This is a genomic window from Stenotrophomonas sp. PS02300 (genome assembly GCF_029959395.1).
Classification (GTDB): domain Bacteria; phylum Pseudomonadota; class Gammaproteobacteria; order Xanthomonadales; family Xanthomonadaceae; genus Stenotrophomonas; species Stenotrophomonas maltophilia_AD.
The window spans coordinates 20843-39495 of record NZ_JASCOP010000026.1; the positions used below are offsets into that span (position 1 = coordinate 20843).

The 18653-nt window shown below is 69.0% G+C and carries 18 protein-coding genes and 1 other RNA gene; 5 read left to right on the plus strand and 14 right to left on the minus strand.

Translation table 11 applies throughout. The annotated features are described in order from the left end of the window. Positions 1-19 precede the first annotated feature (19 nt). From murG to mraZ, 9 genes are read right to left on the minus strand one after another with little or no spacing between them, the layout of a single operon-like run. Positions 20-1105, minus strand: coding sequence for an undecaprenyldiphospho-muramoylpentapeptide beta-N-acetylglucosaminyltransferase (gene murG, locus QMX79_RS07345; RefSeq protein ID WP_282245854.1), 1086 nt, complete (start codon positions 1103-1105; stop codon positions 20-22). Then, positions 1102-2427: a putative lipid II flippase FtsW gene (ftsW, locus tag QMX79_RS07350; RefSeq protein ID WP_282245856.1), complete on the minus strand. Its 1326-nt coding sequence runs from the start codon at positions 2425-2427 to the stop codon at positions 1102-1104. The genes murG and ftsW overlap by 4 nt, the downstream gene beginning before the upstream one ends. Then, positions 2427-3512 (minus strand): phospho-N-acetylmuramoyl-pentapeptide-transferase, encoded by a 1086-nt coding sequence (gene mraY / locus QMX79_RS07355; RefSeq protein ID WP_214905340.1) that lies wholly within the window; start codon positions 3510-3512, stop codon positions 2427-2429. The genes ftsW and mraY overlap by 1 nt, the downstream gene beginning before the upstream one ends. Then, on the minus strand, positions 3502-4896 hold the full coding sequence (gene murF, locus QMX79_RS07360; RefSeq protein ID WP_282245859.1) for a UDP-N-acetylmuramoyl-tripeptide--D-alanyl-D-alanine ligase: 1395 nt from the start codon (positions 4894-4896) through the stop codon (positions 3502-3504). The genes mraY and murF overlap by 11 nt, the downstream gene beginning before the upstream one ends. Continuing rightward, positions 4893-6371 carry a UDP-N-acetylmuramoyl-L-alanyl-D-glutamate--2,6-diaminopimelate ligase gene (locus tag QMX79_RS07365; RefSeq protein ID WP_282245860.1) on the minus strand — a complete coding sequence of 493 codons (1479 nt, stop codon included), beginning with the start codon at positions 6369-6371 and terminating at the stop codon, positions 4893-4895. Before QMX79_RS07365 ends, murF begins: the two co-directional genes overlap by 4 nt. After that, on the minus strand, positions 6368-8215 hold the full coding sequence (locus tag QMX79_RS07370) for a penicillin-binding transpeptidase domain-containing protein (RefSeq protein ID WP_282245861.1): 1848 nt from the start codon (positions 8213-8215) through the stop codon (positions 6368-6370). The genes QMX79_RS07365 and QMX79_RS07370 overlap by 4 nt, the downstream gene beginning before the upstream one ends. Beyond that, positions 8212-8475, minus strand: a complete 264-nt coding sequence (gene ftsL, locus QMX79_RS07375; protein WP_068849221.1) for a cell division protein FtsL — start codon at positions 8473-8475, stop codon at positions 8212-8214. Before ftsL ends, QMX79_RS07370 begins: the two co-directional genes overlap by 4 nt. Next, complete coding sequence (rsmH, locus tag QMX79_RS07380) at positions 8475-9440, minus strand: 16S rRNA (cytosine(1402)-N(4))-methyltransferase RsmH (RefSeq protein ID WP_282245886.1); 966 nt, start codon at positions 9438-9440, stop codon at positions 8475-8477. Before rsmH ends, ftsL begins: the two co-directional genes overlap by 1 nt. A 14-nt stretch (positions 9441-9454) precedes the next feature. Further along, positions 9455-9901 (minus strand): division/cell wall cluster transcriptional repressor MraZ, encoded by a 447-nt coding sequence (gene mraZ / locus QMX79_RS07385; RefSeq protein ID WP_259209259.1) that lies wholly within the window; start codon positions 9899-9901, stop codon positions 9455-9457. A 324-nt stretch (positions 9902-10225) separates the two neighbouring features. Here mraZ and QMX79_RS07390 point away from each other — a divergent pair, with 324 nt between their 5' ends. Both QMX79_RS07390 and QMX79_RS07395 read left to right on the plus strand, forming a co-directional pair. Continuing rightward, positions 10226-11017, plus strand: coding sequence for an NRDE family protein (locus QMX79_RS07390; RefSeq protein WP_282245870.1), 792 nt, complete (start codon positions 10226-10228; stop codon positions 11015-11017). A 90-nt stretch (positions 11018-11107) separates the two neighbouring features. Further along, complete coding sequence (locus QMX79_RS07395; RefSeq protein WP_282245872.1) at positions 11108-11596, plus strand: DM13 domain-containing protein; 489 nt, start codon at positions 11108-11110, stop codon at positions 11594-11596. A gap of 125 nt (positions 11597-11721) precedes the next feature. Here the strand turns inward: QMX79_RS07395 and rnpB are convergent. Next, an RNA gene (gene rnpB / locus QMX79_RS07400) (RNase P RNA component class A) lies at positions 11722-12073 on the minus strand. A gap of 123 nt (positions 12074-12196) precedes the next feature. Then, on the minus strand, positions 12197-13018 hold the full coding sequence (rsmI, locus tag QMX79_RS07405; RefSeq protein ID WP_282245874.1) for a 16S rRNA (cytidine(1402)-2'-O)-methyltransferase: 822 nt from the start codon (positions 13016-13018) through the stop codon (positions 12197-12199). 68 nt (positions 13019-13086) lie between these two features. On the opposite strand from rsmI, the gene QMX79_RS07410 reads away from it, so the two are divergent. From QMX79_RS07410 to QMX79_RS07420, 3 genes are read left to right on the plus strand one after another with little or no spacing between them, the layout of a single operon-like run. After that, entirely contained in the window at positions 13087-14805 is a 1719-nt protein-coding gene (locus tag QMX79_RS07410; protein WP_282245875.1) for a penicillin-binding protein activator, read from the plus strand. A 4-nt stretch (positions 14806-14809) separates the two neighbouring features. Beyond that, positions 14810-15190 (plus strand): YraN family protein, encoded by a 381-nt coding sequence (locus QMX79_RS07415; protein ID WP_282245876.1) that lies wholly within the window; start codon positions 14810-14812, stop codon positions 15188-15190. 42 nt (positions 15191-15232) lie between these two features. After that, positions 15233-16621, plus strand: coding sequence for an FAD-linked oxidase C-terminal domain-containing protein (locus QMX79_RS07420; RefSeq protein ID WP_282245878.1), 1389 nt, complete (start codon positions 15233-15235; stop codon positions 16619-16621). On the opposite strand, the gene thiL is transcribed toward QMX79_RS07420, so the two are convergent. The 3 genes from thiL to ribH are packed head-to-tail and all read right to left on the minus strand — an operon-like array spanning position 16608 to position 18542. Further along, the gene (thiL, locus tag QMX79_RS07425) at positions 16608-17579 is read right to left on the minus strand and encodes a thiamine-phosphate kinase (protein ID WP_282245879.1); all 972 of its coding nucleotides are present in this window, start codon (positions 17577-17579) and stop codon (positions 16608-16610) included. The two genes, QMX79_RS07420 and thiL, sit on opposite strands and share 14 nt — an antisense overlap. Before the next feature lie 19 nt (positions 17580-17598). Continuing rightward, positions 17599-18078 carry a transcription antitermination factor NusB gene (gene nusB, locus QMX79_RS07430; RefSeq protein WP_282245881.1) on the minus strand — a complete coding sequence of 160 codons (480 nt, stop codon included), beginning with the start codon at positions 18076-18078 and terminating at the stop codon, positions 17599-17601. Beyond that, positions 18075-18542 (minus strand): 6,7-dimethyl-8-ribityllumazine synthase, encoded by a 468-nt coding sequence (ribH, locus tag QMX79_RS07435; protein WP_068854542.1) that lies wholly within the window; start codon positions 18540-18542, stop codon positions 18075-18077. Before ribH ends, nusB begins: the two co-directional genes overlap by 4 nt. Positions 18543-18653 lie beyond the last annotated feature (111 nt).

Below are 18653 nucleotides of genomic sequence, written 5' to 3' on the forward strand. Positions count from 1 at the left end.
CGGCCTCGCGTAACGGTGTTCATTTGGATTCCTCGAGAATGATGTCGGCGATGCGCTCGGCGGCATCGACCTTGGCCAGGGCACGCGCGGCGGTTGCCATCTGCATGCGGCGGGCGGAATTTTCGGACAGATCGCGCAGTACGTCCTGCAGGCGCGCGGCCAGCGTTTCGTCCTGCTTCAGCAACACGGCCGCGCCGCGTTCGACCAGGTATTCCGCATTGCGGGTCTGGTGATCGTCGACGGCCGCCGCGAACGGCACCAGCACGCTGCCCACGCCGACCGCGCACAGCTCGGCCAGGGTGGACGCGCCGGAGCGGCACACCACCAGGTCGGCCCAGCCGAATGCTTCGGCCATGTCGGCGATGAACGGCTCGACGCGCGCGTTTACGCCTGCGTCCTGGTACGCCTGCAGCGCTTCGGCGTGCAGTTTTTCACCGCTCTGGTGACGCACGTCGACCGCGACGTTGCCCGCCAGTGCGGCCAGTGCCTGCGGCACGGCGTTGTTGAGCGCACGTGCACCCTGGCTGCCACCGAGCACCAGTACCCGCAGCGGGCCTTCGCGACCGGCCAGGCGCTGTTCGGGTGCGGCAACCGCGGCGATCTCGGCGCGCACCGGGTTGCCCACGGCTTCTTCGCGCTGGGCGAAGCTGCCCGGGAAACCAGTCAGCACGCGGCGCGCGAAGCGCGACAGCACGCGGTTGGTCAGGCCCGGTGCCCGGTTCTGTTCGTGCACCAGCAGCGGCAGGCCATGCAGGCGTGCGGCCAGGCCACCCGGACCGGAGGCGAAGCCACCGAAGGCGATCACCGCGCGCGGCTGGCGGTCGCGGATCAGGAAGCCGGCCGAACGCACGGCGCGCAGCAGGCGCCCGGGCGCGGTCAGCAGCGCCAGCTTGCCCTTACCGCGCAGGCCACTAATGGCCAGCGTGTCGATATGGATGTCGTGCTGCGGCACCAGGCGGGTTTCCATGCCACCGATGCTGCCCAGCCAGGTCACCGGAATGCCGCGCTCGCGCAGCACCTTGGCCACGGCCAGGCCGGGGAAAATGTGGCCGCCGGTGCCACCGGCCATGATCATCACCGGGCGCTGTGAAGTCTGGGCGCTCATCCCATCCTCCCCAGGGTCGGTTCGATCCGCTGCTGCATGCGGCTGGTGCCACGCGGGGCGCTGTCGCGCTGCGCGGAGGCGCGCGCGGGGCTGTCCTGCATCGCGGCGGCCACGGCGCTGGCACTGGCCGGCGCATCGACCGGTGCCGCATCGTCCAGTTCGGCCGCGCCCATGCGCACGGCCTGGCGGCGCTCGGCACGGTCCAGTTCGTAGGACACGCGCAGCAGCAGGCCCATCGCCACGCAGGTCATCAGGATGCTCGAACCGCCGGACGAAATCAGCGGCAGGGTCAGGCCCTTGGTCGGCAGGATGCCCAGGTTCACGCCGATCGAGACGAAGCTCTGCATGCTTACCCACAGGCCGATGCCGAAGGCGATGTAACCGGAGAAGTGGCGCTTCATTTCCACGCAGCGCATGCCGATCCAGAACGCGCGGCCAGCCAGCAGCGCGTACAGCGCCACGATCAGGCAGGTGCCGACGAAGCCCAGCTCTTCGGCGGTGACCGAGAAGATGAAGTCGGTGTGCGCTTCGGGCAGGTAGTACAGCTTCTGCACCGAATTGCCCAGGCCCACGCCGGTCCACTCGCCGCGGCCCACCGCCATCAGCGCGTTGGAGAGCTGGTAGCCATCGCCCTGCTGGTCGGCCCACGGGTCCCAGAAGGAGGTGATGCGGCGCATGCGGTACGGTTCGATGATCGCCAGCGCGCTCATCGCCACCAGCCCGAACACGATCGGCATCGACATCCGCGGCAGGTTCACCCCGCCCAGCACCAGCATGCCGGCGGTGATCGCCAGCAGCAGGGTCGAGGAACCGAAGTCGGGCTGCAGCAGCAGCAGCACCACCAGCGCGCCGGCCACGCCGAGCGGCTTGAGCATCGCCGGCCAGGTGGCGTTGACCTCGTCGCGGAAGCGCACCAGGTAGCTGGACAGCCACACGATGTAGAGCACCTTCACCGCTTCGACGGTCTGGAACTTGGAGAAGCCCAGGTTGATCCAGCGCCGGGCGCCGTTGACGCTGCTGCCCAGGCCGGGAATGAACACCACCACCAGCAGGGCGAAGCAGCCCAGCAGCAGCATCTGGTTGTACTGCTCGATGCTCTTGAGCTCGGTGCGCATGGCCAGGCCGGCCAGCACGATACCCACCGCCAGGAAGATCAGGTGGCGGTTGAGGTAGTAGAACGGGCTGCTCATCAGGGCGATCGAGCTCGACGCGACCATCACCACGCCCAGCCCGGTGAGCGCGATGATCGCGCCCAGCAGCCACTTGTCGAAGTGGCCTCCGATGGCTTCAAGGCGGGTTGCCTGGCGCGACAGGTCGTTCATCAGCGGACCTTCAACGTGGCCAGGCCGATCAGCACCAGCACCACCGAGATGATCCAGAAGCGCACGATCACGCGCGGCTCGGGCCAGCCCTTGAGTTCGAAGTGGTGGTGGATCGGCGCCATGCGGAACACGCGCTTGCCGGTCAGCTTGAACGAGGCGACCTGGATCATCACCGACAGCGTTTCAATCACGAACACGCCGCCCATGATCACCAGCACCAGTTCCTGGCGGGTGATCACCGCGATGGTGCCCAGCACCGCACCCAGCGCCAGCGCGCCGATATCGCCCATGAACACCATGGCCGGGTAAGTGTTGAACCACAGGAAGCCCAGGCCCGCGCCGGCGATGGCCGCGCAGATGATCACCAGTTCGCCCGCACCGGGAATCTGCGGGATCTGCAGGTAGTTGGAGAACACCACGTTGCCCGAGGCATAGGCGAATACGCCCAGCGCGCAGGCCACCAGCACGGTCGGCATGATCGCCAGCCCGTCCAGGCCGTCGGTCAGGTTGACCGCGTTGGAGAAGCCGACGATCCAGAAGTAGGCAATGGCCACGAAGCTGATGCCCGCCAGCGGCAGCGCCACCGACTTGAACATCGGGATGTAGAAGGTCAGCGCGGCCGGCACGTCGGCGGTGTAGAACAGGAACAGGCCGGCGGCCAGGCCGAAGATCGACTGCAGCAGGTACTTCCAGCGCGACTTCAGGCCGTTCGGGTCGCGGCGCACGATCTTGATCCAGTCGTCGTACCAGCCGATCGCGCCGAAGCACAGCATCACCGCCAGCACCACCCACACGTAGCGGTTGCGCAGGTCGGCCCACAGCAGCACCGACAGGGTGATGGTGAGCAGGATCAGCGAACCGCCCATGGTCGGCGTGCCGGCCTTGGAGAAGTGGGTCTGCGGGCCGTCCTTGCGGATCGGCTGGCCGCCCTTGAACTGGGCCAGCTTGCGGATCATCGCCGGGCCGAGCCACAGCGACAGGAACAGCGCGGTAAGCGCGGCCAGGATGCCTCGCAGAGTCAGGTAGCCGAACAGCCCGAACAGGCTCTCCAACTGCTGCAACCATCGGGCCAGTTCAAGCAACATGGGGGGTTTCCTCTCCTCGCGCCAGCAGCGCTTTTACAATCTTGTCCATGGCGCTGCCGCGCGAGCCCTTGACCAGGCAGCGCACGCCAGCATGCAGTTCGTCGGCCAGCGCAGCCGCCAGGGCGTCGTGGCTCTGGAAGTGGCGACCACCGTCGCCGAACGCCTGCGATGCGGCCGCGCTCAACGTGCCCAGCGTGTACAACCGCTTCAGGCCGGCATCGCGGGCGCGGCGGCCGGCCTGCGCGTGCAGCGCCTCGCCATCCGGGCCGAGTTCGCGCATGTCGCCCAGCACCAGCCAGGCTTCGTCCTTCGACGCGGCGAGCGCGTCGATGGCCGCGGCCAGCGAACCGGGGTTGGCGTTGTAGCTGTCATCGATCAGCACGGCGCCATTGGGCAGCCGGTGCGCGATCTGGCGGCCGGGCACCGGTTCGGCGCGGGCCAGGCCGGCGGCGATCGAGGCCAGGCCGATGCCGGCCGCCAGCGCCAGCGACGCGGCGGCCAGGGCATTGCTGACGTTGTGGCGGCCCGGCAACGCCAGGGCGATATCCACGCTGCCAGCCGGGCTGGCCAGCAGGAAGCGGCTGCCCTCGGCGGTCGCGCGGATGTCCTGCGCGGTCACGTCGGCGCTGTGGTCCAGGCCATAGCGCAGCACGCGGCTGCGCGGCGGCTGGCCGACGATGTGCTGTTCGAACCAGATGCCGAAGGCGTCGTCGGCGTTGATCACCGCCACCCCATCGGCCGGCAGCGCGGCGTAGATGGCGCCCTTGGTGCTGGCCACGCCCTGCAGGCTGCCCATCCGCTCCAGGTGTGCCGGGGCGATGTTGTTGACCAGGGCGTACTGCGGGCGCGCGATGTCGGTGAGGTAGGCGATGTCACCCGGCTTGCCGGCGCCCATCTCGTAGATGGCGTAGTCGGCATCTTCAGGCGCATCGATCACCGCCAGCGGCAGGCCGATCTCGTTGTTGCGGTTGCCCGGGTTGGCGTACACCACCGCACGCTGCTCGCGCGCGACCTGTTCCAGGATCGCCAGCAGCAGGCTCTTGACGCTGGTCTTGCCGTTGCTGCCGGTGATGGCGAATACGCGTGCGGCGCGGTCGCGCTGCATGCCGGCGGCAATGCGGCCCAGTGCGTGTTCGCTGTCGCCGACCACGATCTGCGGCACGGCCACGTCCAGCAGGCGCTCGACCAGCATCGCGCTGGCGCCACGGGCCACCGCATCGGCGGCGAAATCATGGCCGTCGAAGCGCTCGCCACGCAGTGCCACGTACAGGCTGCCGGGTGCCAGGGTGCGGGTGTCGTTGCTGATGGCGTCGATGGCGGTGTCATCGCCATGGATGTCACCACCGGCCCAGTGGGCGATCAGCGAGAGCGGCGTGCGCTTCACAGGATGGCCTCCTTGGCGTTGAGTGCGGCGGCGGCCACCAGGGTGTCGTCGAAGTCGTGCTTGACCCCGCGCACTTCCTGGTAGGGCTCGTGGCCCTTGCCGGCCAGCAGCACGATGTCGCCCGGGCCGGCCAGCTTCACCGCCAGGCCGATCGCGCGCGCGCGGTTGCGCTGCACGGTGACCGCGTCCGGCGCGGTGAATCCGGCCAGGATGTCGGCCACGATCGCGTCGCCATCTTCGCCGCGCGGGTTGTCGTCGGTGACGATCACCTGCTGGGCCAGGCGCTCGGCGATGGCCGCCATCTGCGGGCGCTTGCCCGCGTCGCGCTCGCCGCCACAGCCGAACACGCAGAACAGCCTGCCCTGCAGGTGGCCCTGCAGGCTCTGCAGTGCCTGTTCGAGTGCGTCGGGGGTATGTGCGTAATCAACCACCACGGTCGGCAGGCCGCGCTCGCCGCCGAGGCGGTTCATGCGCCCGGCGATCGGCTGCAGCTGCGACACCAGTGCGGCAATCGCCGCCGGGGCATGGCCCAGCGCGTGCAGCACGCCGGCCACGGCCAGCAGGTTGTCCACGTTGAAGCGGCCCAGCAGCGGCGACTGCACCGGATGGCGCGCACCGTCCACCACCAGGTCGAAGGCGATGCCCCGACCATCGAGCTTGAGCGAGTCGGCGCGCAGCGTGGCCTGCTGCGCACCGCGCGAGCTGACCCCGATCCGGGCGATGCCGGCATCGACCGTGCGCAGCAGTTCGCTGCCGAAGCTGTCATCCAGGTTCACCACGGCGGCCTTCAGGCCGGCGCGATGGAACAGCTTGGCCTTGGCCGCGCCGTACTGGGCCATGTCGCCGTGGTAATCGAGATGGTCGCGGGTGAGGTTGGTGAATACCGCCACGTCGTAGTGCACGGCATCCACGCGGCCCTGGTCGAGCGCATGCGAGCTCACTTCCATGGCCACGGCCTTGGCGCCCTGGTCACGCAGCTGCGCCAGCACTTCGTGCATCTGCAGCACCAGCGGCGTGGTGAAGCCGGTCGGCACCACATCGCCGTACAGGCCCACGCCCAGCGTACCGATGCTGCCACTGGCGGTGCCGAGCAGGTGCCAGGCCTGGGCCAGCAGCTGCACGGTGGAGGTCTTGCCGTTGGTGCCGGTCACCCCGACCATGGTCATCGCACGCGACGGATGGCCGTGGAACTGGTCGGCCATGCCGCCCATGCGCGTGCGCAGGCCCGGCACGGCGATGGCGTCGGCCGGGGCCGGCAGTTCCGCCGGGGCCGGCGGTTCGAACAGGATGGCGGCCGCACCGGCGGCGCGGGCCTGGTCGACAAAGCCCAGCCCGTGCGCGCCGAAGCCGGCAATCGCGACGAAGGCATTGCCGGGGCGCACCGCGCGGCTGTCCAGCACCAAGCCGGTGATGGACGGGTCGTGGCTCAGCACCACATCGGGAAGCAACTGCGAAAGCAACATCATCTGGCTCATTGCGTGCCTCCCTGCGCGGGCGGCAACGTGGCGTGCGCGCTGGGCAGCGCGGCATCGAATTCAGCGGCGGCGTCCGGGGCAACGACCGTCTCGGCCGGCGGCGGGGTCGGCAGCGAGGACGCGGCATGGCCCATCTTTCCCGACTGCTGGGCAGCCAGCCAGGAATCGATGTCGTCCGGCGGCACGTCCATCAGGCGCAGCGCGCCTTCCATGACGTTGTGGAACACGGGCGCGGACACCAGGCCGCCGTAGTACTTGCCGGCCTGCGGGTCGTTGATCACGATCACCGTGGCAAAGCGCGGGTTGCTGGCCGGCACCACGCCGGCGAACAGCGCGTTGTAATGGCCGCGCTCGTAGCCGCCGGGGCCGGCCTTGCGCGCGGTGCCGGTCTTGCCGGCCACGTGGTAGCCCAGCACGGCCGCCTGCTTGGCGCCGCCCTGGGTGACCACGGTTTCCATCATCGCCACGACTTCCTTGGCGATCTTCTCGTCGATGATCTGCTTGCCTTCGTTGCGCTGGCCCTTGACGAAGGTCGGCGCGATCAGCTTGCCGCCGTTGCCCAGCGCCGAGTACGCCGTGGCGATCTGCAGCGGGGTGACATTCAGGCCATAGCCGTAGGACATGGTGGTCTTCGACGAACCGCTCCAGCGGGCCGGGCGCGGCAGCACGCCGGCCGATTCGCCGGGGAACCCGCTGTGCGGCGCACTGCCATAGCCAAAGCTGTGCACGTGGTCGTAGAACACCTGGTCCGGCATCTTGGCCGCGATCTTGGCCGCGCCGATGTTCGAGCTGCGGGTGATCACGCCGGTGACGTTGAGCACGCCGTTGTTCCGTGGCACGTCCTTGATGGTGTAGCGGCCGATCGCCATGTAGCCCGGGTTGGTATCGACCGTGGTGTCCTTGGTGACCACGGCGGACTGCAGCGCCGAGGCGATGGTCAGCGGCTTCATGGTCGAACCCGGCTCGACCAGGTCGGTCACGGCGCGGTTGCGGCGGGTGTCCGGCGCAGCGCCGCCCACCGCATTGGGGTTGTAGGTCGGCAGGTTGACCATGGCCAGCACTTCACCGGTGGCCACGTCCATGATCACCATCGAACCGCCGGCGGCCTTGTTCTCGATCAGCGCGTTGCGCAGTTCCTTGAAGGCCAGGAACTGGATGCGGCGATCGATGCTCAGGGTCAGGTCCTTGCCCGGCTCGGCGGCGCGCAGCAGGTCGCTCTCGACGGTCTCGCCCTTGCGGTTGCGGATCACCCGCTTGGCGCCGGCCTTGCCGCGCAGCCATTCGTCGAAGGCCAGCTCCAGCCCTTCCTGGCCGCGGTCGTCGATGTTGGTGAAGCCCAGCACGTGCGCCATGGCTTCACCCTGCGGGTAGAAGCGGCGGAATTCGCGCTGCGAGGCCACGCCCGGGATCTTCAGGGCGACCACTTTCTCGGCGTCGTCGGGATTGATCCGGCGGCGCAGGTACATGAATTCCTTGTCCGCCTTCTGGCTGAGCTTGGTGGACAACTCATCCAGCGGCATGCCCAGCGCGGTGGCCAGTTCCGGAATGCGGTCCGGCGAGCGCATCAGCTCCTGCGGGTTGACCCAGATCGAGGCCACCGGGGTGGACACCGCCACCGGCTCGCCGTTGCGGTCGGTGATCATGCCGCGCGAGGTGTTGATCGGCAGCTCGCGCAGGTAGCGGGCTTCGCCCTGGCGCTGGTAGAAATCGCTGTTGATGATCTGCACGTACGCTGCGCGCCCCACCAGCGACACCGAACACAGGCCCAGCGCCAGGCCGACCCACTTCAGGCGCTGGCGCAGGTTGAAGGCGTTGCGGGTGCGGTTGCGGCCGGTCTTGTTCATGGCCGCACCACCACGACATCGGCCGCTTCGGGGAACTTCATGCCCAGCCGCTCGCGGGCCACGCGGTCCACGCGCGTGGCTTCGGCCAGGGTCGCCTGCTCCAGCTGCAGGCGGCCGAATTCAATGTTGAGTTCGTCGCGGGCGCGCTCCACGCGCGACAGCTCGACGAAGGTCTGCCGGTGGCGGTGGCGCATGAACACCACACCGATCGCCGAGGCGATGGTGCAGGCCAGCAGCACGACCAGCAGCAGGCGGCTCATCACGCCACCCCGCGCTTTTCGGCCACGCGCAGCACGGCGCTGCGCGAGCGCGGGTTGACCGCCAGCTCGTCATCTTCAGCCTTGATGGCGCCGCCGACCAGGTCCAGCGTCGGCACGAACGCGGCCAGCTCGGGCAACCGGCGATTGGTCGGCGGGGCCTTGGCGTGGCGGTTCATGAACTGCTTGACGATGCGGTCTTCCAGCGAATGGAAGCTGATCACCGCCAGCCGGCCACCGGGCTTGAGCCGCGCCATCGCCGCGTCCAGGCCGGCTTCAAGGTCGGCCAGTTCGCGGTTGATGTGGATGCGGATGGCCTGGAAGCTGCGCGTGGCCGGGTGGATCTTGTCCTTGCCACGCGGCATCACCGAGGCGATCAGCTCGGCCAGTTCGGCGGTGCGGGTGAACGGCTGCTTGTCGCGGCGGGCGATGATCGCGCGGGCGATGCGGCGCCCCTGGCGCTCTTCGCCATAGGTCCACAGCACGTCCATCAGTTCGCGTTCTTCGACGCGGTTGAGCCACTGCGCCGCGCTTTCGCCACTGTCCGGGTCCATGCGCATGTCCAGCGGGCCGTCCTTGCCGAAGCTGAAACCGCGCTCGGCCACGTCCAGCTGCGGCGAGGACACACCGAGGTCGAACAGCACCCCGTCCAGGCCGTCGGCGGTTGCGTTCCAGTGCAGCAGGTCGGCGAAGCTGCCACGGAAGATCGAGACGCGCGGGTCCGGCGCGAAATCACGCTCGGCTACCGCGATTGCCTCCGGATCCTTGTCCATGACCAGCAGCCGGCCTCCAGGACCGAGTTGCTCGAGCACGCCGCGGGCGTGGCCGCCACGACCAAACGTGCCATCGAGATACGTTCCGTTTTCGATCACCCCCAGGCCTTCCAGGACCTGCGTGTACAGCACCGGCAGATGGCCCGCCGGCGACTGCGACACCGGAAGGTGACCGGCCTGCGCGCCTCCGCGCACCCGGGCACCCCGGGTCACAACTTCAGGTCGAGCAACCCATCGCCCAGATCCCCGTCAGACAACGTCTGCTGGATCAATGCGCGATGAGCCTGCTCGCTCCACAATTCGAATTTGTCGCCCATGCCGAGCAACACCGCCTTCTTTTCAATGCCAACAGCGCCGCGGTGGCTTGCCGGAATACTGATGCGGCCGTTGCCATCCAGCTCCAGATGCGCGGCCGAACCGACCAGCTTCTGTTGCAGCAGGCGCACGACGCGCTGTGTGTTGGGCTTGGCCATGACGTCGTCGCGGACCCGCTCCCACTCCTGTTCGGCGTACAGCCAGAGGCAGCCGGACTCGAAGGGGTTGTAGGTCAGGACCAGGCGGTTGTTGCTCACACGCGCGACGAGGTCGCGATGCGCGGTGGGAACCGCCATGCGTCCTTTATCGTCAACCGTGATGGCCGTCTCGCCTTGAAACACGACGCGTGCACCTTTTCCTTCGCCCGGTGAAACATTGAACCACGAAAAACCACAAAAAACCCGGTTTCTCCTCTGTTGCCCACCTTAGCAGTGCCGATTGGGTTGTCAACAGTTTTGCGAAGGGGAAATCACCTTGGACATCAAGGGCTTGCAGCAATGTTTAGAGACTTGTTCAAGGCTTATCCACAAGTTGCTGTTTCGTCTCATTTTTTGAGATTGGGCCGAAGTTCAGGGGTGTGGAGAGCGCGTGAAACATCGCCGCGCATTCATCGGCCCTCACGCCGCATCCGGCCCGTTCGTGCGCAAACCGGCACAATGCGCGGCATGTGTCTGCTCGCCCTGGCCTGGAAGGTCCACCCCCGCTGGCAGTTGCTGATGGCCGGCAACCGCGATGAATTCCATGCGCGCCCGACCGCCGGGCTGGCCGCGTGGCCAGCCCCCGACCTCGGCGTGCTGGCCGGGCGCGACCTGCGCTCCGGCGGCACCTGGGCCGGCGTGGGCCTGGACGGGCGGATGGCGGTGGTGACCAACGTGCGCGACCCGCTGGCCCGGCAGACCGGCCCGTCACGCGGTGCGTTGGTGGCCGACTACCTGCGCGGCACCGGTTCCGCGGCCGCGTTTGCCGACACCCTGGCCGGCAACGCGCCGGCCTTTGCCCCGTTCAACCTGCTGCTGGCCGATAGGGACAGCTGCCAGTTCCTGGGCAACCACCCGCTGCTGCGCCAGGCATTGGCCCCGGGTATCCATGGCATGTCCAACGGTCCGCTGGATGCGCCGTGGCCGAAGACCCTGGCCTTGAATGCCGCCGTGCAGGCCTGGGTGGATGCAGGCCGCGAGGATCTCGCGCCGCTGTGGGCGGCGCTGGCCAACGAGAACCGCGCCGACGACGCCCGCCTGCCCGACACCGGCATTGGCCTGGAACGCGAGCGCTGGCTGTCGGCCGCCTTCATCCGCAGCCCGGAATACGGCACCCGGGCCAGCACCGTGATCGCGCTGGACGCGCAGGGCCAAGGCTTCATCCGCGAGCGGCGCTTCGACCCGTCGGGCGCGTGCATCGGCGAAACCGCGCTCACGGTCGGCACGCCCGGGCCACTGCCCAGCCCCGCTGCAGGGTGAATGAAGCGGCGCGCGGCGCGGATCGATCCAGCCCGCTCGCCGCTCTTGTCTGGTACCGGCGCCGTTGGCGCCTTCCAGCCGAGACCCTTGATGAATCGACGACTCACCCTGTTCCTTGCCACCCACGTGCTGACCCTGGCCGCAGGCTTCGGCAGCGGCGTCTACCTGCTGCCGATCCTCACTGCACCCGATGGGCCCAGCGCGTCCAGCGTGGCCGAGGCGATGGCCAACAGCACCCATGAAGCCCGCTTCCGCCGTGACCTCAAAGGCAGCGACGCAGTGCACTGGGCCGACGGCAGGGTCAGCGTGAGCCACGACCGCATCGCCTTCGATGGCCGCATGGCCCCCGGCCCGGATTACAAGGTGTACCTGTCGCGCGAGTTCGTCGACACCCGGGGCGACTTCCTGCGGATCAAGAAGGAGGCCACGCTGATCGGTGACGTAAAGACCTTCAACCGCTTCCTGCTGGACGTGCCCGATCACGTCGACATCGACGATTACACCACCGTCGTGGTCTGGTGCGAGGCCTTCAGCCAGTTCATCTCAGCGGCCCAGTACCGGATGGGCCCGCAATCCTGACGAACGGGGAGCCCCCTTTAGTAAAGGGGGCGCGCCGACAGGCGCGGGGAATTGGGGATATGCCCCGGGGACCCGACATCTGCGCCGCAGATGTTGGGCGCTTTTTCCGCCGTCGGCGGAAAAAGCGGCAGAGCCGGCCGATAAGCCGGGTTTTGTCGTGGACAGTCATTCTTCTAGGCGCCACGTCACCGTGGCGCTCAAGCAACCTACCCGGTCCCGACGCGGGCCGCGCCATGAGGACCCTATTTGGTCTTGCTCCAGGTGGGGTTTGCCGTGCCGGTCTGTTGCCAGACTCGCGGTGCGCTCTTACCGCACCATTTCACCCTTACCGGCTCCCCGAAGGGAACGTAGGCGGTATCTTTCTGTTGCACTTTCCGTCGGCTCGCGCCGCCCAGGCGTTACCTGGCACCTTGCCCTGCGGAGCCCGGACTTTCCTCGGCATTCCCGAAGGAATGACGCGACTGCCTGGCCGACTCTGCCAACCGTAGGTTAACACCTTATTGGTCCGGCTCCGGAATTTTGAGCCGCGCGTTGCGCGGTTGCCAGGCAGGGCCTGGCACTACGAACCGTTACGGGCACCGCTGGAATCGGGATACGTCGTTATGAGCCGTAGAGGGCTTTTCGCGGCGCGCCGGTGAGTTCGGCGGCCAGTTTGGCTGCCGTCGAGGGCGGCAGGTGTTCGCTGAGTTTGGCGTACAGGCGGCGGCCCTGGGCGAGCTGGGCTTCTTCGTCGTTGGCCGCGCCCTGCACCATCACCACGAATTCGCCCTTGCGCTGGTTGTCGTCGGCTTCGACCTGCTGCAGCAGGCTGGCCAGGTCGCCGTCGAGCACGGTCTCGAACAGCTTGGTCAGTTCGCGCGCCAGCACCGCCGGTCGCGTCGCGCCGAATGCGGCAACCATGTCCGCGAGCGACTCCGCGATGCGGTGTGAGGATTCATAGAACACCAGCGTGCGGGTTTCCCCTGCCAGCGCCTGCAGGCGTTCGCGGCGGCCGGACCCCTTGGCCGGAAGGAAGCCTTCAAAGGTGAAGCGGTCGCTGGGCAGGCCAGCCACGCTGAGCGCGGCAATGGCCGCGCAGGCCCCGGGCACCGGACTGACCCGGATGCCGGCTTCGCGCGCGGCACGGACCAGCCGGTAGCCGGGGTCGCTGACCAGCGGCGTGCCCGCGTCACTGACCAGCGCGAGCGATTCGCCCGCCTGCAGCCGCGCCACGATGCGCTGGGCCAGCACTTCCTCGTTGTGGTCGTGCAGCGCCACCAGCGGCTGCTGGATGCCGAAGTGGGCCAGCAGCTGGCCGCTGCGGCGGGTGTCCTCGGCGCAGATCGCGGCCACCGAACGCAGCACCTCCTGCGCCCGCGGCGTCAGGTCGGACAGGTTGCCGATCGGGGTGGCAACGACATACAGCGTAGGGACAGCACTCATCGCAACGGCACTCACAGGTCAAGGGTAGAATCCTAACGTGTACGAGCCACCCTCGAATGGACCTGATCATGAACAAGCCCGCCGCACGGATCTCCGCCCTGTCGTTGTCGCTGCTGCTGCTTGCCGGCTGCGCCACGACCAGCCTGACCAGCGCCCCGGAATCGCCGGCGCAGAGCCAGGCACTGGCGCTGATCGACCAGGGCAAGCCGCGTGATGCCGCCGTACAGCTGGAAGCACTGGCCAACACCCTGCGCGGCAACGCCCGCAGCGCCGCGCTGGCCGATGCGGCCTTCGCCTGGCACGAGGCCGGCGACAACGCCCGCGCGCGCAGCCTGCTGGCCCAGGTCGCCGCGCGCCAGCTCAGCGGCGCCAGCCTGCAGCGCTTCCACCTGACCAGCGCCGAGCTGGCCCTGGCCGACAAGCAGCCGGCGCAGGCACTGGCGTTCCTGAAGGAATCCTCCGACACCGTGGCGCCGCCGCTGCGCACGCGCTGGCAGCTGGCCCGCGCCAACGCGCTGCAGGCCACCGGCGATGCGATCGGCGCGGCCACCGAACGCGCCCGCGCGCACGCCGCGCTGACCGGCCAGGCCCGCACCGACAACCAGCAGGCCATCGCCGGGCTGCTCGGCACGCTGGACGATGCCACCCTGCGTGCCCGCGCCGCCGCGCTGCCGGCCAACGAGCCCCTGTACAACTTCGCAGGCCGCGCCCTGATCGCGCGTGGCCTGCCGTTGCCGCGCCCGTTCGACCGCGATGGCGTGGCCCAGTTCGACACCAGCAAGCGCCCGCCGGCAATGAGCGATGGGTACCGCCCGCCGGTGAAGATGGCCGTGCTGCTGCCGCTCAGCGGCCGCCTGGCCACCGCCGCGCAGCCGGTGCGCGACGGCCTGCTCAGCGGCTACTACGGCGAAAGCCGGCAGCGCCCGGACATCCAGTTCATCGATACCGCCGGCACCCCGGCCGGCGCCGTGGCCGCGTATGACAAGGCCGTCGTTGCCGGTGTGGACTTCATCGTCGGGCCGCTGGGCCGCGACGAGGTGGACGCCGTGTTCGGCCGCACCGAACTGCCGGTGCCGGTGCTGGCGCTGAACCGTGGCAAGAGCAGCCCGCCGGCCGGCAGCGCCGGTTTCTCGCTGGCGCCGGAAGACGACGGCATCATCGCCGCCGAATACCTGCGCAGCCGCGAACGCAGCAAGGTGCTGGTGCTCCACAGCAATGACGACAACGGCCGCCGTACCGCCGCCGCCTTCCGCGAGCGTTTCACCCAGCGCGGCGGCCAGGTACTGGCGACCGTGGGCGTGGGCGAGACCGTGGGCGATATCGGCGCGCAGGTGCGTGCCGCTGGCGCGGTGGACGGCGTGCTGCTGGCGGTGAAGGCACCGCAGGCCCGCGCACTGGCCCCGCAGCTGGCGCTGGCCGGCGCGGGCGGCGCCAGCCGCGTGGGCACCTCGCAGCTGACCCTGGGCACCGGCAAGCCGGAAGAAGACATGGCGCTGGACGGCATCGTCTACCCGAACGAAGCCTGGAACGTGCGCGGCGTGGCCGGACTGCCGTCGGCGGCGACCGCCGGGCAGATCCTGCCGACCGCGCGTGGTGCGGCCGGTCGCCTGTTCGCGTTCGGCTTCGACGCCTGGAAGATCAGCGCCTACCTGGACAAGGTGGCCACCGAAGGCGGCCTGGCGGGTGCCACCGGCACCCTGTTCCTGGACAGCAACGGCAACGTGCTGCGCGTGCCGGCGTGGTCGACCTTCAGCGGTGGCCGGCCGATGCCGGTGAGCAACAACTGAGGCCATGCCCACCCAGCGGGCACAGCGCGGGGCGGCGGTGGAAACCGCCGCGCTGGCGCACCTGCGGCGTGCCGGGCTGGCCCCGATCGCCCGCAATGTCCGCTACAAGGGCGGTGAGCTGGATCTGGTGATGCGCGACGGCGACACCACCGTATTCGTGGAAGTGCGCTATCGCGCCACTGCCGATTTTGGTGGCGGCGCGGCTTCGGTGGACCTGCGCAAGCGGCGCAAACTGGTGTTGGCCGCGCAGCTGTTCCTGCAGTCGCATCCAGCGCTGGCGCAGGGCGCCTGCCGTTTCGACGTGATCGATGCCAGTGGCGACCCGCCGCGCCTGGACTGGTTGCGCGATGCGTTCCGGCTGGAAGACTGTGGTTTCGATCGATGACTTTGAGGGCCGCCCCATGGGCCGCGCTACCGGATGGCTGCAATGACGACGACCCTGCCTGCTGAATTTGCCACCACCCTGCAGGCACTGCTCGGTGATGGCTGGCGCACCGATGCCACCACGTTGGCCGCACATGCGCAGGACAACTCCTGGCGGCATGCGCTGCCCAATGGCGTGGCGCTCCCGCACGACCGCGAGCAGGTTGTGCAGATCGTGCGCGCCTGCCGCGCCCATGGCGTGCCGGTGGTGGCACGCGGCGCCGGCACCGGCACCACCGGCGCAGCGGTGCCGGTCAACGGCAGCATCGTGCTGTCGTTCGCGCGCATGAACCGCATCCTCGACATCCAGCCGGGCAACCGCTGCGCGGTGGTGGAACCGGGCGTGCTCAACGGCGACCTGCAGCATGCGCTGGTCGAGCACGGACTGTTCTGGGCACCGGACCCGTCCAGTGCCGATATATGCAGCATCGGCGGCAACCTGGCCTGTAACGCAGGCGGCCCACGCGCGGTGAAGTACGGCACCAGCCGCGACAACGTGCTCGGGCTGGTCGCGGTGACCGGCGCGGGCGAGCTGATCCAGTGCGGCGGTGCCTATACCAAGGACGCCACCGGTTACGACCTGACCCACCTGCTGGTGGGCAGCGAAGGCACCCTGGCCCTGATCGTGGAAGCCACGCTGAAGCTGACTCCGTTGCCGGTCACGCAGGCCGGGCTGCGGGTGCTGTACCGCGATGCGAATGCGGCCGCGTCGGCGGTGTCGCGCCTGATGGCGCAGCCGGTGGTGCCCACCCGCCTGGAATTCATGGACGCGCGCAGCCTGGAGCTGCTGCGCCGCAATGGCGCCGACGTGCCCGAGGCCGGTGCGATGCTGCTGGTCGAAGCCGATGGGGACCACGACACCCTGCCCTATCTGCTGCAGGCCCTGGCCACGGCTGCCGAAGGCGACGGCATGCTGGCGCTGGACGTGGCGATGGAAGGCAGTGCGCGCGAGAAGCTGTGGGCCGCGCGCAAGGCGCTGTCGCCTGCGCTGCGCAGCATCGCGCCGGGCAAGATCAACGAAGACGTGGTGGTGCCGGTGTCGCGGATTCCCGACCTGGTGGCCGGTGTGCAGGCGCTGGCACGGCAGTACACGCTGACCATTGTCACCTTCGGCCACGCCGGCAACGGCAACCTACACGTGAACATCCTGTACCACCCGGACGATGCGGACGAGAACGCGCGTGCGCAGGCAGCGCTGCCGAAGATCTTCGAACTGACCCTGGCACTGGGCGGCACGCTGTCGGGCGAGCATGGGATCGGCCTGGCCAAACGCGACTTCATGGCGCAGGCATTTTCACCGGCCACGCTGGCGGCGATGCGGGCGATCAAATCGGCACTGGATCCGGATGGCATCCTCAATCCGGGCAAGGTGTTGCCGCCTACAGTTCGGTGAAGTGCTCGTAGCCGCGCGGGCCGGTGGCATCGCTGCCGGTGCTGACGCCGTGGCCTGGCACGATCTCGCCGATGCGGGTAAGCGGCAGTGCAAGCCGCGTGGCCAGGGCGTCGATGGCAGTGCGCTGGGCCGGCGCTGCGGTGAAACAGAGTTCGTAATCGTCGCCGCCACGCAGCGCTGCCTCACGGGCATGCGACTGACCGACGCGGGCGCGTGCGGCCGGTGATACCGGCAGGCGTTCGGGGTCGAGCTCGGCACCGACGCCACTGCGTTCGCAGATGTGGCCCAGGTCGGCCAGCAGGCCATCGGAAATGTCGACCGCTGCATGCGCCACACCCGCCAGCGCGCAGCCTAGCGCCACGCGCGGCGTGGGGCGGGCCAGGCGCTGGCGCAGGAAGTCGACCTGCGCATCGTCGGACGTGCGGCGCACGTCGAGGGTGCCGCCCTGCCAGGCGCGCAGGGCCACGGCGGCATCGCCGAGCGTGCCACTGACCCAGACATCGTCACCCACCCGTGCGCCATCGCGGCGCAGTGCGGTGCCGGGCGCCACCTGCCCCATCGCCGTCACCGACAAGGACAACGGCCCGCGCGTGGTGTCGCCCCCGATCAGCACGATGTCGTGGGCGTCGGCCAGGGCGAAGAAGCCGTCGGCAAACGCGTCCACCCATTCCGGATCCGCGTCGGGCAGCGACAGCGCGAGCACACACCACGCCGGCCGCGCGCCCATCGAGGCGAGGTCGGACAGGTTGACCGCCAGGGTCTTCCAGCCGATGTCGTAGGGCGGGGTTTCAGCCGGGAAATGCACGCCGCTGTTGAGCGTATCGGCGGTGACCACCAGCTGCTCGCCGGCACGCGGCTGCAGCAGCGCGGCATCGTCGCCGATGCCGAGCACCACATCGGCACGCGCGCGGGTGCGCGTGCGGATGCGTTCGATCAGGGAGAATTCGGCGAGGGACATGTGCGTTCCCCGACCCGGCTCAGTGCCCGCTTTCGACCTTGCGCCACTCCACCGCAGCGCGATCCAGCACGCCGTTGACGTAGGTGTGGCCGTGTTCGGAACCAAACTTCTTGGTCGACTCGATGGCTTCGTTGATCACCACGCGGTACGGCACGTCCATGCGGTAGCGCAGCTCGAACGCGGCCACGCGCAGCGCGGCGCGTTCGATGGCGTCCACTTCGTCGATGCTGCGGTCCACGAACGGCAGCAGCGCTTCGTCCAGGTCCTTCTTGTGGTCGAGCACGCCGTGCACCAGTGCTTCGAAGTACGCCAGGTCGGCGATTTCGCGCGCCTGCTCGTGGGCGAACTGGGCGACCACCGACTGTGCGTTGCCGCCGGAGATCTGCCAGGCGTAGATCGCCTGCAGGGCACGACGGCGCGCGCGCGAGCGCAGCACCGGGTCGATGCCATCGCGGCGGACCGGCTTGCCGGAGGGCTTGCCCGGGTTTGACTTGTTCACGGCAACTGCTCCAGAAGATTGACCATTTCCAACGCCGTCAGTGCGGCTTCCTCACCCTTGTTGCCGTGGCTGCCACCGGCGCGGGCCTCGGCATCCTCGGCCCGTTCGACCGCCAGCACGCCATTGAGCACCGGCACGCCGAAGTCCAGCTGCACGCGCATCAGGCCTTCGGCGCAGCGGTCGGCCACGTGTTCGTAGTGGCGGGTGTCGCCACGGATCACACAGCCCAGGGCGATGATCGCGGCATGTTCATGCGCCGCCGCCAGGCGCGCGGCCACCAGCGGCAGTTCCCACGCGCCGGGCACCCGGATCACGTCGATGGCTGCTTCCTGGATCCCGTTGCCGGCCAGGCTCTGGCGCGCGCCGGCCACCAGCACGTCGGTGATGCGGGCATTCCAGCGGCTGGCGAGGATGGCGAAACGGGCCTGTTCCGGTGTCCGGAGATCGCCTTCGTAGTGGCTCATGATCGGCAGGTTATTCAATAAAGAGGGACATTCTACCGTACCGCCGGGCGGCGCCCGGCGGGTCGCCGGGCGGGGGGCGGGGCCGGGGGTACAGTGTCGGCGGCGTCCCGG